A 14,749-nucleotide genomic window follows, 5' to 3' on the forward strand; every position below is an offset into this window, starting at 1 on the left:
TATGACGCCAGATGAGGAACCACAATTAACACGTGCACAGTACCGAGCTTTGAAAAATAAAATTGACCACGCCAACAAAACGGGTAGTGAAATTGCAGACGAAATACAAGAAAATAAGCGACCAGGTGAATCAACGACATATAATACATCTCGTGATGCACGTCACAAAAAATCAGCAGCCTTTAACCACGATGCAACGTCGGGTAATACCCAAGTTTTTAAGCAGGAGGAAGACTTTGATGCGCCAAGGAAATTTTCTGCGGATATGCTTAACCAGGCTTTATATGAAAAGAAGCGTCAGGAGGCAAAAGCTAGTCGGGGAAAATCCAGCTCAGCTGACCAGGTATCTAGACCTGAACGACCAAATTCCAATAGATTAAATCCAAATTCTTCTGCGACAAACCAAGGGCCAAATGACCGCAATTATGCTGGTCAGGGCGATTGGACCAACCAAGACGACCATGTTGTGACGGCTGCTAGAACGTCGACGCCACTTGCGGAAGAACCCTTAGTAGCAGAGACTACTAAAGAAAATAAAAAACGGCTGTCATTTAGACAACGCCTTTTTGGTCCTTCAGAGGAAGTATTAGAGGCTGAAAGAGATGACGACATATTAGCAAATGATAATGAAGGAATTGGCCAATCACAACCAGCTTTTGTTGGTACAAGTTATGCTGAAGCAAATCCGGAAAAGGCAAATCAGTTTGGTCAACATACAGGTCAAGTAGATGCGGATGGTAAAGAGGCTAGCAAAGGGAAGTCATTCTTCGGGCCAACTAAAATTGATCGTTTCTTAAATATCGCGATTGTCCTGTTAACTTTAGGGATTATCATTTTAACCGTCATCGCCTTTTATGTTTAATTAAGTTAAATCAATTCAAATAGAGGAGAGTATATTATAGATGAAAGTTGCAATTATTTGCCCAATGGAAGAAGAAATTGGTTATTATAAAGAACACCTGGGCCTAAGTGCTGGTGAAATTGTTGGGTCAACAGAAGTATGGACAACATCCTACCAAGGGCACGAGATTGTTGTAGCCCGTTGCGGGATTGGGAAAGTGAATGCTGCAATCGCGACGACTTTAGTTGCACAAACAAGCCCTGATTTAATCATCAATACTGGGTCAGCGGGGGCCCTGGCACCAGACCGTCAAATTGGGGATATTGTCATTGGTGAAGCCACGATGTACCATGACGCGGATGCCCGTGCGTTTGGATATGAATTAGGCCAAGTTCCTACAATGCCAGCCCGTTACAAGGCACCAGAAAACTTGATCCAAGACTTTTTAAATGCTTATCATGAGACAGATTTAACAGCTACGAGAGGATTAATTCTAACGGGTGACCAATTTATCGCCGATACAAACAAGGTTAATGACTTGTACCAAACCTTCAGAGGAGCCCAATGTGCTGAGATGGAAGGGGCTGCAGTTGCACAAGTAGCCAACCAGTTTGGTATTGATTGTATTGTCATTCGAGCGATTTCTGATACTGCTCAACAAGACGCTAATGTGGTCTTTGATGAATTTGTGGTGACGGCAGGGCAAAATGCCGCTAAAGTGACGTTGAATTATTTAAAACATTTAAATTAAGTTATCATTGACGAAGGTCAAGAATAATGGTATGATAGAATTCGTGTAAAATAATGCAGCAAAATTGAAGCAAGCTCGTCAACATTTCAACCACTGACAACCGTCAGTAAGCCAAGTAGTCTGCGGCTGCAGAAGACGAAAGCGCTAAGGTGAAATGCACGAATGCGGTCAATTTAAAAGGTTATTTTACTCCAAAATTTTATTTTTATGGAGGAATATATAATGTCTCGTTTTACAGGATCTAACTGGAAAGTTTCTCGTCGTTTAGGTATCTCAATCTCAGGTACTGGTAAAGAAATCGCTCGTCGTCCATACGCACCAGGTGAACATGGTAACGGTCGTCGTGCTAAATTATCTGAATACGGCTTACAATTACAAGAAAAACAAAAATTACGTTTCATCTACGGCATGAATGAAAAGCAATTTGCTAACTTATTCGTTCAAGCTGGTAAAATCAAAGAAGGTAAACACGGTGTTAACTTCATGATCTTACTAGAACAACGTTTAGATAACGTAGTTTACCGTTTAGGTTTAGCGACTACTCGTCGTCAAGCTCGTCAATTAGTAAACCACGGTCACATTACTGTAGACGGTAAACGTGTTGATATCCCATCATTCCGCGTTCAACCAGGTCAAGTAATCTCTGTACGTGAAAAATCTAAAGACGTTAAAGTAATTAAAGAAGCAGTTGAAGGCTTATATGGTCACGTACCTTACGTACAATTCGACGCTGAAAAATTAGAAGGTTCTTTAATTCGTTTACCACAACGTGACGAAATGAACCAAGAAATCGACGAATCTCTAGTCGTTGAATACTACAACAAATTAATCTAATTTTAGATAACTTGTTATTGAAAAGGTCGGACTTAGTTCCGGCCTTTTTATTTACTGTTGAGATGAATGTGGTCATTTTACTAGAGAAATTGTATTCTGGGAAAAGGGTTCCAGCTGGAAACTGTTTAATCGATTGATTTGAAATGCAATTTTAATATAACGCATATTTTTTTTGTTTGAATTATGATAATATAGGGGTTAAATAACCTTTAAAAATTTTTATAAAATATCAACGGATAGAAGGAGGCGTGCGTGTGCCGTTTTTAATAGCATTGTTAATCTTAATTATATTGGTATTACTTGGTTACGGACTGATTTATTATTTAGGACGTAAACAAACTCAAGCCAATATTGCATTAGATGAGCAAAAACAAGAGATCATGTCTACTCCGGTAGCGGACAAACTATATACACTGCGCAACAAGAATGTTTCTGGAGCCACGCGTAGAGTATACGAGAGTGAACAAGCCAAGTGGCAAACCATCACTCGTTTTCGTTTACCAGAGATCGAGGCAGCATTAGTCTCTGCCCAAGATTACACGGATAAATACAACATCGTTAAAGCAAGAAGTGTTGCTGACGAAGTAGAAACCATCCTAGAAGAAACGAAGGATGAAGTGAATGGCATCAACGACCGTTTAACTGAAATATTAGCCAGTGAAAAAGCATCTGAAGACAAGCATGAAGAAACTTACGAGCGCTACGCAGCCTTACGTAAACAATTGCTGGCACACGGCTATAAATTTGGCGATGCCCTAGAAACCTTAGAGCACCATTTAGCTTATATCGAACTTGATTTCACTAAGTATCACCAACAAATGAATGATGGTGATTTCCTAGGCGCTCAAGAAGCACTGGTACAAATCGATGCTGACTTGAACGAATTAGAGCAAATGATGGAAAAGATTCCGAATTTGTATACCAAGTTAAACGAAGAATATGTGGAACAAGTGGCCGATATGCAACAAGGTTTTGCACATATGGAAGAGGAAAATTTCCAATTCCCAATTGATGTTGATATTCCTAAAGAAATTTCTGCCTCTGAAAAGAAAGTGGCTGAAGCTAAAAAGGCTGTGTCAGATGCAGACTTGACCCAAGCTGCTGAACTTATGGAAGCTGCTGGGATACAAATCGACCATACGTATACTTTGATGGAGAAAGAAATTGCTTCAAGAGAGTATATTGGGAAAAACCAAGGTGCTATTCAACGCCGCTTGGAACAAGTAACACAAAGCAACCGCTATGGGGCATTAGAAATTGACCGTGTAGCGCAAAATTACCTATTGTATGACAATGAAATGGGTAAAATGCAAGAATACGCTGATCAAATTGAACGGCAAAAAGACGTGTTGAAAACAACAGATGACCAATTAGCAGAACACCAAATTGCTTATTCAGATATGGAAACACGTTATCGTGAAATCTATGACCAGTTAGCTGAAATTGACAAAGGTCAATCAGCGATTGTTGTGGCTTTGGCTAACTTACGCCAAAGAGAGCGCGATGCGCGCGATGACTTATACATGTTCGAACTTGATTTTCGTAACATCAAGCGTTCTGTAGAAATTCATCATTTACCAGGCTTGCCTGATGAGTACTTAGATTACTTCTTCGATACAAGCGACCGCATTGATCAATTGTCAGAATCATTAAACCGCGTGAAATTAGACATGGTAGAAATTGAAAATCTAACCGATCAAATTGCCAAGGCGATTGAATACTTGGATGAGGAAACTGAAAAACAGGTCCGGGCTGCCCAATTAACAGAGTCAGCGATCCAATACGCGAACCGTTACCGTCCGCAACATCCAGAGTTGAACGCGGTAATAGAACGGTCATATTATTTATTCGATAAAGAATTTTTATACGAAGATGCCTTTGAAAATATTGCCCGAGCGGTTGACCAAATTCAACCAGGTGCAAGACAAGAAATCATTCAGCAGTATGACCAAGAAAATCAAGTAGGCTAATTTTAGAAAGGACCGAGACATGTGCTCGGTCTTTTGCTGTTTTTAGTCAGTAGTAGCTATTTATCAACTATAAGCTTTAGGTTGGAAAAGGATGAATCCAGGCTATTTAGCGGGTATTTATTTTCCAGATAGAGGCTGTCAAATTAAGGTTGGTTACTTTGGGGCCAGCTACTTGCAATTTGTGATATATGGCTATAATATGTTAAGAGTTGAAAAGGGAAAAAGGAAGGAACGACCATGTCAGAAATGATCTATTTTGATAACAGCGCAACGACGAAAATTGCGCCGGAAGCACTACAAACGATGACACAAGTCATGCAGACATATTACGGTAACCCGTCTAGTTTGCATAAGTTGGGGACTGAAGCATCAAAACTATTAAATTCAGCGCGTAAACAAGTTGCCGACTTGCTAGGCGCACAATCAACGGAAATCTTCTTCACTTCAGGTGGTACGGAGTCGAATAACTGGGCCATCAAAGGGACCGCGATGGAAAAGCTGAAATACCACGGTAACCACATTATCGTTTCAAGTGTGGAACACCCATCTGTCCGTAATACGATGGAAACCTTGAGTCAAAATGGCTTTGAGATTACCTATCTACCGGCTGATAAATTGGGGAAAGTCCATGTTGAAGATGTGGCTGCGGCGATCAAAGAGACGACGATTTTAGTATCTGTAATGGCGGTCAATAATGAGATTGGTGCTATTCAACCGATTGCTGAAATTGGTGACTTGTTAGAAAAATATCCGACCATCCATTACCATGTTGATGGTGTGCAAAGTGTCGGAACTTTTGAAAAACCATTAATCCATGACCGTGTTGACTTGATGAGTTTTTCAGCCCACAAGTTTAACGGCCCACGTGGCATCGGTATTTTATATAAGAAACAAAACCGTTTGATTAGTCATTTGCTTGATGGCGGTGGCCAAGAGATGGGCCAACGGTCAACGACTGAAAACTTAGCGGGGATTGCAGCGACTGCAAAAGTCCTCCGGATGGCTCTAGCTGAAGCCAAGGAAGTGAAGGCCAAAGAGGTTGCTATGCAAGACAAATTGCGCGCTTTTTTTGCCGAACATACAGACCTTGTCCAAGTCTTTAGTCCTGAAGATGCAGCGCCACATGTCCTATGTTTCGCCTTAAAAGGTGTCCGCGGGGAAGTGATGGTTCATGCCTTGGAAGATGAGGATATCATCGTGTCTACAACTAGTGCTTGCTCAAGTCGTGCCGTCAACAATAGCTCGTCTACACTTGGGGCGATGAAGGTGGATCCAGTTTGGGCTAAACAAGCCATTCGTTTAAGTTTTGGAAAAGACAATACCATGGCTGAAGTCAACCAATTTATCGATGTATATACGAAACTAATGAAGAAATTTGAACGCATTCAATAATCCGGGAGGTAATATGAAAGAATTAATTATGATTCGCTACGGTGAATTATCGACGAAGGGGAAGAACAAGCGTAACTTCGTGACAACCCTAGGCCGAAATATCCGCGAAGCTTTAAGTGAATACCCAGACATTAAGATCAACCAACAATATGACTTTATGTTTATGGAATTAAATGGGGCGCCTCAAGATGAGGTCCTTGCTGGTTTGGAAAAGGTATTTGGTATTCAAAGTTTCTCACCAGCGATTGAATTAGAGCGCGATTTCGACTCGTTAAAAGAAGCAGCCGTTAAATTAGTGAAGGCTGAAATCGCTAAAAATGGCGTGCAATCTTTTAAAGTGGCAACATCGCGTTCAGACCACAACTATTCAATGGATACAAATGATATCAACCAAGCCTTGGGTGGCTTTTTGGCGGAAGAATTCCCTGAATTAAAAGTTCAAATGAAGAAACCAGATTTAACCATTCGTGTCAAAGTGCGCGAACAAGATTTCTTGGTATCGTCAGAATGGATTAACGGGGCAGGCGGGTTACCAGTAGGGACATCTGCAAATGCAGTATTGATGTTATCAGGTGGGATCGATTCACCGGTAGCCGGATATTTAGCCATGAAACGTGGGATGCGGATCACGGCTGTCCATTTTGCCTCACCACCATATACTAGTCCACAAGCCTTGAATAAAGCGAAGGACTTAACGGAAAAACTGACGAAATTTGGTGGCTGGATTAACTTTGTGGAAGTGCCATTTACGGAAACCCAGGAAGCCATTAAAGAGCATGTGAACCCAGCTTACTTGATGACCATTACCCGCCGGATGATGATGCGTATTTCAGATGAATTGCGAAAACAATATAATGGCTTAGCGATTATAAACGGTGAATCGATTGGCCAAGTGGCATCACAAACACTAGAATCAATGTTCGCTATTAATGAAGTGACTTCAACGCCGATTATTCGTCCAGTTGTCGCTATGGACAAATTGGAAATTATCGATATTTCGCAAAAAATTGATACTTTTGACTTATCTATTCAACCATTTGAAGATTGTTGTACCGTCTTTGCGCCACCATCACCAAAGACTAAGCCAAAATTGGATGATATTGCCTACTACGAGGCAAAATTAGATATTGAAGGTTTGGTACAACGGGCTGTTGAAGGTGCTATGGGCGAAAAAATTATGTCTGGATCGCGCAACAAGGAAGATTCGGACGCCTTTAGCGACTTATTATAATGTAAGTGGTAACCCTTTTGAATTGAGTTCTCTTTAAAGTTATTGTTATACTAGTGATAGACTTAAGCTAATCAATCAAAGGAGGAATTAACATTATGCCAACTGTTACATTTAAAGGCGAAGTTGTAGAATTAGAAGGTACTCCGTTAGAAGTTAACCAAGCGGCCCCTGATTTTGAGGTGAATGAAGTAAGTGGTGGCAAAGTGAGTAAAGCGGACTTTGCTGGTAAAGTACTTTTGTTATCCGTTGTACCAGATATTGATTCATCTGTATGTTCTATCCAATCAAACCGTATCAGCGACTATGCTAAACAAGCTGGTGAGGGCGTAGAAGTTGCTACAATATCAATGAATACTGATAAATCTTTATCTAACTGGAAAGCTGAAAATGATTCAGATATGCGTATGTTAAATGATGCAGCAGCATTCGGTAAAGACTACGGTATCTTCTTACCAGAACTAGGCAAATTAGCACGTGCAATATTCGTTATCGATACTGAAGGTAATGTTGTTTACAAAGAAATCGTTAATGAAGTAACAAACGAACCAGATTACGAAAGTGCTATTCAAGTAGTTGACTCACTAGCGTAAAAAAATAGATAGTAAAAAGGAGGTGTGACGCTTTTGTCACATCTCCTTTTTTACTAGTATATTCAATTTGTTAAATACCGAAATAGCTATATAAGGCAAATCCTAAGGACAAGACTACTGATGATAGAATCAAGATTAACATGATCCAAGTAAAGATTTTACCGGTTTTCTTGTCTTTTTTATTGTACATTTTATCGAAGCCACGTTTTTCTGGTGTAAGTTTCTTTGGACTTTTACGCATATCAATACTCCTCATTTTTAATTCTCGACCATTATAACACAAAAGGATATTGCTTTCTTCCGGTATCTTCTAAATGAAAATTTTCAAGTTAGTGGTATAATAAGAAGTGAATTATGAATAAGCGCTAAATTTACTATGATTATGATGAGATACTTTTAAATTATGAGATTATTTGATACTATATGAGAAGGTTTTATCATCAAGTTGTTACCTTAAGGAGGAAAATAAATGACTGAAGCACATATTGGTGTTGTCGGAATGGCCGTAATGGGCAAGAACTTAGCGTTGAATATCGAAAGCCGTGGATATACGGTGGCTGTATTTAACCGTACTACCAGCAAAGCAAAAGCTGTTGTAGATGAAAATTCAGATAAAAACTTAGTTTTTACTGAGACTGTGGAAGAGTTTGTGAATTCATTAGAAAAACCTCGCCGCATCTTATTAATGGTACAAGCAGGTAAAGCAACAGATGCAACAATCAGTCAATTAATGCCATTATTAGATAAAGACGATGTCATTATTGATGGCGGAAACACATTCTTCCAAGATACAATTCGTCGTTCTAACGAAATTGACGGTTCTGGTATCCACTTCATTGGTATGGGTGTTTCTGGTGGTGAAGAAGGCGCGCTTAAAGGCCCTAGCTTGATGCCAGGTGGTCCTAAAGAAGCTTACGATATTGTTGAACCAATCTTAAAACAAATCGCAGCTAAAGCGCCTAGTGATGGCGAACCATGTGTAACTTACATCGGCCCCAACGGTGCTGGTCACTACGTTAAAATGGTTCACAACGGTATCGAATATGGTGACATGCAATTAATTGCTGAAACATACGATTTATTACGCCGTCATTTAGACTTACCTGTAACAGAAATCGCTGATCATTTTGCAGATTGGAACACTGGTGAATTAGACAGTTTCCTAATCGAAATTACAGCTGATATTTTAACAAAACATGATCCAGAAACAGGTAAACCAATGGTTGACGTGATCTTGGACCGTGCAGGTAACAAAGGTACTGGTAAATGGACTTCTCAATCAGCATTAGATGTTGGTGTACCATTACAAACAATTACTGAATCAGTTTACGCACGTTACATTTCAGCATTGAAAGACCAACGTGTTCGTGCTTCTAAAGTGTTAGCTGGACCAGAAAATACAGCATTCGAAGGCGACAAAAATGACTTCGTTGAAAAAATTCGTAAAGCTTTATACTTCTCTAAAATCATGTCTTACGCGCAAGGGTTCTACCAATACCGTACAGCGTCAGAAGAATATGATTGGAACTTGAACTATAAAGAAATCGCAGCTATTTTCCGTGCTGGATGTATCATCCGTGCAGGCTTCCTAGAAAAAATCATGGACGCTTACGAAAACAATGCTGACTTAGAAAACATCTTATTGGATGAATACTTTATGGATATTGCTAAAGAATATCAACAAGCAACTCGTGAAGTAGCAGCAGAAGCAATTAAATCTGGTATTCCAGTACCTGGTTTCACATCTGCCTTGTCATACTACGATAGCTACCGTTCAGAAACTTTACCAGCGAACATCATTCAAGCTCAACGTGACTACTTTGGTGCGCATACTTATGAACGTGTTGATGCTGAAGGTTCTTACCACTTATTATGGGATAAAGAAGAACAAATCGATGCTTAATTTTGGGTTTGCCCATGAATTTGTGCAGGAAATAGGGTGAAATTATGAGTGAAGAAAAAGCAAAACGCATCTTAATCGTTGAAGATGAAAAAAACTTAGCGCGCTTTGTTGAATTAGAACTTAAACATGAGGGTTACGAAACAGAACTTGCTAAGGATGGTCGTATTGGACTTGAAAAAGCCCAAGAAGGCAACTGGGACTTAATCTTGTTAGATTTAATGTTGCCAGAAATTAACGGGATTGAAGTGTGTCGTCGTTTACGACCAACTTCAGATGTGCCGATTATCATCATGACGGCTAGAGATTCAGTTATTGACCGTGTATCAGGTTTTGACCACGGTGCCGATGACTATATCGTTAAGCCGTTTGCGATTGAAGAATTATTGGCACGTATTCGTGCATTACTTCGTCGCATTGATATCGAAGAAGAACAACAACACAGAAAACAAACGAAAGTAACTTTCCGTGACCTTTCTGTTGAAAAAGAAAATCGTATCGTTCGCCGTGGCGAAGAGATTATCGATTTAACAAAACGTGAGTACGAGTTATTGGTGATGTTAATGGAGAACGTTAATGTTGTATTACCTCGTACAGAATTATTAAATAAAGTATGGGGCTATACAACTGAAGTTGAAACCAACGTTGTAGATGTTTATATTCGTTACTTACGAAATAAAATCGACGTGGATGGTCAACCAGGTTACATTCAAACTGTCCGTGGTACGGGCTATGTAATGAGGACCCCAGAATAATGTTTAATAGCGTTTTAAATGATTTTAAAACAAAACTGCAGCACCCATTTTCATTAATTTGGAAGTGGGGCTTAGTTTTATCTAGCATGTTTTGGTTGGCCTTGAGTGTGAGCCCCATCATTTCAAATATTCAAGAACAACAAGCGCTAGAAGAAGACTATGTGGCTGAGGTTACACAAATTGACACGTATTTACAAACCTATCTAAATTCCTTAGCATCGCGCCCAGCTTCTGAAGTGCGTGAAGGATTCCAATCACGGATTGCCATTGAGAATATTTCATTAGAAGATTACTTGAATGAACATAACGTGAAAATCCAAGTTTATAATGCAAATGGTAACCTGGTTTATAATTCAGGGACAACTGTAGATAGTTACTCAACCAGTAGAACGACAGGTCGAACTAGATCCAACGAAACTGGTGACTTCCTTACTTATCAATTACTATATGATGGATCTGAACAAATTGGGTATTATTTTGCGACCTTTGATTACCAATCAGTCGCCGATCAGCTATCTGATAAACGGACTGAATTGATCATTACGGCGGGGGTTAATTTAGTCATCGCCGTTGTCGCTGGTTTTGGTGTAGCTTATTACTTTATTCAACCGATTCAAAAGATGAAGCGGTTCTTAAAGAATATCACTGCAGATAATATTGCTGACCGCCGTTTGAACGTATCAGAATACCGCGGTGAAATCACTGAAATTTCTAACAGTATCAACCAAATGCTTGATCAAACGAGTGAGTATATTGACCAACAAATTCACTTTGTAGAAGATGTTTCTCATGAACTTCGAACACCAGTAGCCATCATTGAAGGGCATTTAAACATGTTAAACCGTTGGGGTAAGGATGATCCAGAGATACTTGAAGAGTCGCTATCAGCCTCTGTAAATGAGCTAGAACGGATGAAAGTCCTCGTGCAAGAGATGTTAGATTTATCTCGAGCAGGGCAGGTTGATACACAGTATTACGATAAGACGACGTTAATCAATGAAGTGATCAATCAAGTTTTCCAAAACTTCAAGGTCCTATACCCAGACTTCCAATTCTTCTTGGAAAATGACTTGCGTCGTAATTATGAGATTCAGATTTACCGTAACCACCTTGAACAAATCCTGATTATTTTATTGGACAATGCTGTCAAATATTCAACTGATCGCCAAGAAATCCATATTTCTGTTGCGACCAACGCCGTTGATTATATTGAAATTGCCATCCAAGATTTCGGTGAGGGGATGTCTCAAGAAGACCAAAACCGTATCTTTAACCGCTTCTACCGTGTGGATAAGGCGCGGTCGCGTGAACGTGGGGGAAATGGTCTAGGTTTATCTATCGCTAAAGAATTAATCAAAGGGTACAAGGGTTCTATCTTTGTAGAGAGTGAGCTGGGCAATGGGTCGATTTTCCATGTACGTTTCCCAATCTTGAATACCTTAGATGAAATTTCAGCAGCTGACCGTGAAAGAATTGATCAGTTGTTGGAAGAAGCAGAAAATGATGAAAACAACCTAATATAGTGATGCTAACAGAAATCTTACGCCAATTAGTGTGAGGTTTCTGTTTTTCTACATAGTTAATGTTAAAAATAAAGGCAGGTATATAAAATGGCTAAGCATATTGAAAACATGATAGTAATAGAAAAGTTATAAGTAGAACTACCCCATTCCATTTGAGACGAAGATGGAATAGGTCAAAAATTGGCAGCTAATGCAGGTTGTAATGGAGTGAATAGTTTAGATAATGCTGACGAACAGGTCTTGGTAGCAGCTATCCGCGATTTATTTAGCAAAGTTGGGAAAGCCCCTGTTGTGGCACCTATCTTTACTTGTGGTAGTAGGACTAATATTGAAGTCGCCGAGGATTTTCTAACCAATTATAACGCGACAATTCTTTATATTGCTGAAGTGACGATTGGAAATGACGTGATGATTGGACCTAGTACAATGATGGATAAGATAAACCATCCTATTAGACCAAAAGGGTGCTGTGATGATTTGGGATAGCCAGTCTAGTAATCATTGATAACGTTGAATGTTTATGGGGTAATGTAAGGCGTCTACCAAGTGCCACTATTGACCATAATGTAGTCGCAGCTGCTAGTAGTGCCGACGTGATTAAATATGTAGCGGATAATTCTTTAGTAGCTGGTGTACTGGCTAAATTGTTGAAGGCTATCCCTGATGATGTGGATTAATGTACTAAAAATATCCGCCATTGGTTGTTCTTTCTGTTTACATACAATAGAGATATTCTTCACTAACTTTCTAATGTATAAAGTTTTCGGACTTTAATTGTGAGAATATGTAGGAGATTTCCTTAATTTTGTAACAGTAAACTTGTGTAATAGTGTTATGAGAAGTTACTTTTTAAAAGTTCTTGATTTATAAGGGTTTCTGGACTTCTTACTGTACTAGTACAATTTCGCCCCTTGTACCATTTTTCTGATACAGAAACAATATTGTACTGAAAAAAGGGTATTTTTGGCTAATTATGGACCTCACAAAGGATATTTGTGGCAATTCATTGGAATAAGCTGTTTTAAGTGCTATTATTTCAATTGTGATATTTTTAAATCAAATGGAGGGTAATCTAAATGTCAGATAACAAAATTAACATCGGTTTAGCAGTTATGAAGATTTTAGAATCTTGGGGAGCAGATACTATTTATGGTATTCCTTCAGGTACTTTAAGCTCATTAATGGATGCTATGGGTGAAGAAGAAAACAACGTCAAATTCCTACAAGTGAAACACGAAGAAGTAGGTGCAATGGCTGCTGTAATGCAAAGCAAATTCGGCGGTAACTTAGGTGTTACTGTAGGTTCTGGTGGACCAGGTGCATCTCACTTGATCAACGGTTTATACGATGCAGCAATGGATAACATTCCAGTAGTTGCGATCTTAGGTTCTCGTCCACAACGCGAATTAAACATGGACGCTTTCCAAGAATTAAACCAGAACCCAATGTACGACCATATTGCAGTTTACAACCGTCGTGTAGCTTATGCTGAGCAATTACCAAAATTAGTTGACGAAGCAGCTCGTATGGCTATCGCTAAACGCGGTGTAGCAGTTCTAGAAGTACCTGGTGATTTTGCTAAAGTTGAAATCGACAACGACCAATGGTATTCATCTGCAAACAGCTTACGTAAATATGCACCAATCGCTCCAGCAGCACAAGATATCGACGCAGCAGTTGAATTATTAAACAACTCTAAACGTCCAGTTATCTACGCTGGTATTGGTACTATGGGCCACGGTCCTGCAGTTCAAGAATTAGCTCGTAAAATCAAAGCGCCAGTTATCACTACTGGTAAAAACTTTGAAACTTTCGAGTGGGATTTCGAAGCGTTAACAGGTTCTACTTATCGTGTAGGTTGGAAACCAGCTAACGAAACAATTTTAGAAGCTGACACAGTATTATTTGCTGGTTCAAACTTCCCATTCTCAGAGGTTGAAGGTACTTTCCGTAACGTGGATAACTTCATCCAAATCGATATCGACCCAGCTATGTTAGGTAAACGTCACCACGCTGATGTTGCTATCTTAGGTGATGCTGGTCTAGCAATCGACGAAATCTTAAACAAAGTAGATGCTGTTGAAGAGTCAGCATGGTGGACAGCTAACTTGAAAAACATCGCTAACTGGCGTGAATACATCAACATGTTAGAAACTAAAGAAGAAGGCGACTTGCAATTCTACCAAGTGTACAATGCAATCAACAACCACGCCGACGAAGATGCAATCTACTCTATTGATGTTGGTAACTCAACTCAAACTTCTATCCGTCATTTACATATGACACCTAAAAACATGTGGAGAACTTCTCCATTATTCGCGACAATGGGTATCGCTATCCCTGGTGGTTTAGGTGCTAAAAACACTTACCCAGATCGTCAAGTTTGGAACATCATCGGTGATGGTGCTTTCTCTATGACTTACCCAGATGTAGTAACTAACGTACGTTACAACATGCCTGTAATCAACGTTGTATTCTCTAACACTGAATATGCCTTCATCAAAAACAAATATGAAGACACTAACAAAAACTTATTCGGTGTAGACTTTACAGATGTTGATTACGCTAAAATCGCTGAAGCACAAGGTGCTAAAGGATTTACTGTAAGCCGTATCGAAGATATGGACCGTGTAATGGCTGAAGCTGTTGCAGCTAATAAAGCAGGTCACACTGTCGTTATCGACTGTAAGATTACTCAAGATCGTCCAATCCCTGTAGAAACATTGAAATTAGATTCAAAACTTTACAGCGAAGACGAAATCAAAGCTTACAAAGAACGCTACGAAGCTGCTAACTTAGTACCATTCAGAGAGTACTTAGAAGCTGAAGGCTTAGAATCTAAATACATCAAATAGTCATTTGATAACATTAGATTAGTAACCAAGATTTATTATATTCAAACGAGATAAGAACAGGTTGGGGCTCTTCCCAGCCTGTTTTTGCTTATATAGAATTCTTGCAA

At 39.5% G+C, this 14,749-nt stretch carries 13 protein-coding genes; 12 read left to right on the forward strand and 1 reads right to left on the reverse strand.

Features of this window, described 5'->3' with window-relative positions:
* Position 1 precedes the first annotated feature (1 nt).
* The 7 genes from AWM76_RS03590 to AWM76_RS03625 all read left to right on the forward strand — a co-directional run bounded on the left by AWM76_RS03590 (position 2) and on the right by AWM76_RS03625 (position 7,609).
* On the forward strand, positions 2-862 hold the full coding sequence (locus AWM76_RS03590; RefSeq protein WP_003143538.1) for a hypothetical protein: 861 nt from the start codon (positions 2-4) through the stop codon (positions 860-862).
* A gap of 40 nt (positions 863-902) precedes the next feature.
* On the forward strand, positions 903-1,592 hold the full coding sequence (locus tag AWM76_RS03595; RefSeq protein ID WP_003143537.1) for a 5'-methylthioadenosine/adenosylhomocysteine nucleosidase: 690 nt from the start codon (positions 903-905) through the stop codon (positions 1,590-1,592).
* A 222-nt stretch (positions 1,593-1,814) separates the two neighbouring features.
* The gene (gene rpsD / locus AWM76_RS03600) at positions 1,815-2,426 is read left to right on the forward strand and encodes a 30S ribosomal protein S4 (RefSeq protein WP_003143535.1); all 612 of its coding nucleotides are present in this window, start codon (positions 1,815-1,817) and stop codon (positions 2,424-2,426) included.
* Between the two features lie 254 nt (positions 2,427-2,680).
* Positions 2,681-4,396, forward strand: a complete 1,716-nt coding sequence (locus tag AWM76_RS03605; protein WP_003143533.1) for a septation ring formation regulator EzrA — start codon at positions 2,681-2,683, stop codon at positions 4,394-4,396.
* A gap of 246 nt (positions 4,397-4,642) precedes the next feature.
* Positions 4,643-5,788: a cysteine desulfurase family protein gene (locus AWM76_RS03615; RefSeq protein ID WP_003143530.1), complete on the forward strand. Its 1,146-nt coding sequence runs from the start codon at positions 4,643-4,645 to the stop codon at positions 5,786-5,788.
* A 13-nt stretch (positions 5,789-5,801) separates the two neighbouring features.
* Complete coding sequence (gene thiI / locus AWM76_RS03620; RefSeq protein WP_039935971.1) at positions 5,802-7,019, forward strand: tRNA uracil 4-sulfurtransferase ThiI; 1,218 nt, start codon at positions 5,802-5,804, stop codon at positions 7,017-7,019.
* Between the two features lie 95 nt (positions 7,020-7,114).
* Positions 7,115-7,609 carry a thiol peroxidase gene (locus AWM76_RS03625; RefSeq protein WP_003143527.1) on the forward strand — a complete coding sequence of 165 codons (495 nt, stop codon included), beginning with the start codon at positions 7,115-7,117 and terminating at the stop codon, positions 7,607-7,609.
* A gap of 70 nt (positions 7,610-7,679) precedes the next feature.
* Here AWM76_RS03625 and AWM76_RS03630 read toward each other — a convergent pair whose 3' ends face one another.
* Positions 7,680-7,850, reverse strand: a complete 171-nt coding sequence (locus tag AWM76_RS03630; RefSeq protein WP_106427335.1) for a DUF4044 domain-containing protein — start codon at positions 7,848-7,850, stop codon at positions 7,680-7,682.
* A 228-nt stretch (positions 7,851-8,078) separates the two neighbouring features.
* On the opposite strand from AWM76_RS03630, the gene gndA reads away from it, so the two are divergent.
* The 5 genes from gndA to spxB all read left to right on the forward strand — a co-directional run bounded on the left by gndA (position 8,079) and on the right by spxB (position 14,642).
* Positions 8,079-9,512 (forward strand): NADP-dependent phosphogluconate dehydrogenase, encoded by a 1,434-nt coding sequence (gene gndA / locus AWM76_RS03635; RefSeq protein WP_003143525.1) that lies wholly within the window; start codon positions 8,079-8,081, stop codon positions 9,510-9,512.
* A gap of 44 nt (positions 9,513-9,556) precedes the next feature.
* Positions 9,557-10,264: a response regulator transcription factor gene (locus tag AWM76_RS03640; protein ID WP_003143523.1), complete on the forward strand. Its 708-nt coding sequence runs from the start codon at positions 9,557-9,559 to the stop codon at positions 10,262-10,264.
* Complete coding sequence (locus AWM76_RS03645) at positions 10,264-11,787, forward strand: sensor histidine kinase (RefSeq protein ID WP_003143522.1); 1,524 nt, start codon at positions 10,264-10,266, stop codon at positions 11,785-11,787. Before AWM76_RS03640 ends, AWM76_RS03645 begins: the two co-directional genes overlap by 1 nt.
* Positions 11,788-11,967: 180 nt before the next feature.
* Entirely contained in the window at positions 11,968-12,273 is a 306-nt protein-coding gene (locus tag AWM76_RS03650; RefSeq protein ID WP_003143521.1) for an LbetaH domain-containing protein, read from the forward strand.
* 590 nt (positions 12,274-12,863) lie between these two features.
* Positions 12,864-14,642: a pyruvate oxidase gene (gene spxB, locus AWM76_RS03655; protein WP_003143519.1), complete on the forward strand. Its 1,779-nt coding sequence runs from the start codon at positions 12,864-12,866 to the stop codon at positions 14,640-14,642.
* Positions 14,643-14,749 lie beyond the last annotated feature (107 nt).

The organism is Aerococcus viridans (assembly GCF_001543285.1).
In the GTDB taxonomy this organism is placed as follows: domain Bacteria; phylum Bacillota; class Bacilli; order Lactobacillales; family Aerococcaceae; genus Aerococcus; species Aerococcus viridans.

Excerpts from the sequence above, each read along its gene's own strand:
- AWM76_RS03625 (WP_003143527.1), top strand. The coding sequence starts at position 7,115 with ATGCCAACTGTTACATTTAAAGGCGAAGTTGTAGAATTAGAAGGTACT.
- AWM76_RS03615 (WP_003143530.1), top strand. The coding sequence starts at position 4,643 with ATGATCTATTTTGATAACAGCGCAACGACGAAAATTGCGCCGGAAGCA.
- AWM76_RS03590 (WP_003143538.1), top strand. The coding sequence starts at position 2 with ATGACGCCAGATGAGGAACCACAATTAACACGTGCACAGTACCGAGCT.
- thiI (WP_039935971.1), top strand. The coding sequence starts at position 5,802 with ATGAAAGAATTAATTATGATTCGCTACGGTGAATTATCGACGAAGGGG.
- AWM76_RS03640 (WP_003143523.1), top strand. The coding sequence starts at position 9,557 with ATGAGTGAAGAAAAAGCAAAACGCATCTTAATCGTTGAAGATGAAAAA.
- rpsD (WP_003143535.1), top strand. The coding sequence starts at position 1,815 with ATGTCTCGTTTTACAGGATCTAACTGGAAAGTTTCTCGTCGTTTAGGT.
- AWM76_RS03630 (WP_106427335.1), bottom strand. The coding sequence starts at position 7,850 with ATGCGTAAAAGTCCAAAGAAACTTACACCAGAAAAACGTGGCTTCGAT.
- gndA (WP_003143525.1), top strand. The coding sequence starts at position 8,079 with ATGACTGAAGCACATATTGGTGTTGTCGGAATGGCCGTAATGGGCAAG.
- spxB (WP_003143519.1), top strand. The coding sequence starts at position 12,864 with ATGTCAGATAACAAAATTAACATCGGTTTAGCAGTTATGAAGATTTTA.
- AWM76_RS03645 (WP_003143522.1), top strand. The coding sequence starts at position 10,264 with ATGTTTAATAGCGTTTTAAATGATTTTAAAACAAAACTGCAGCACCCA.
- AWM76_RS03595 (WP_003143537.1), top strand. The coding sequence starts at position 903 with ATGAAAGTTGCAATTATTTGCCCAATGGAAGAAGAAATTGGTTATTAT.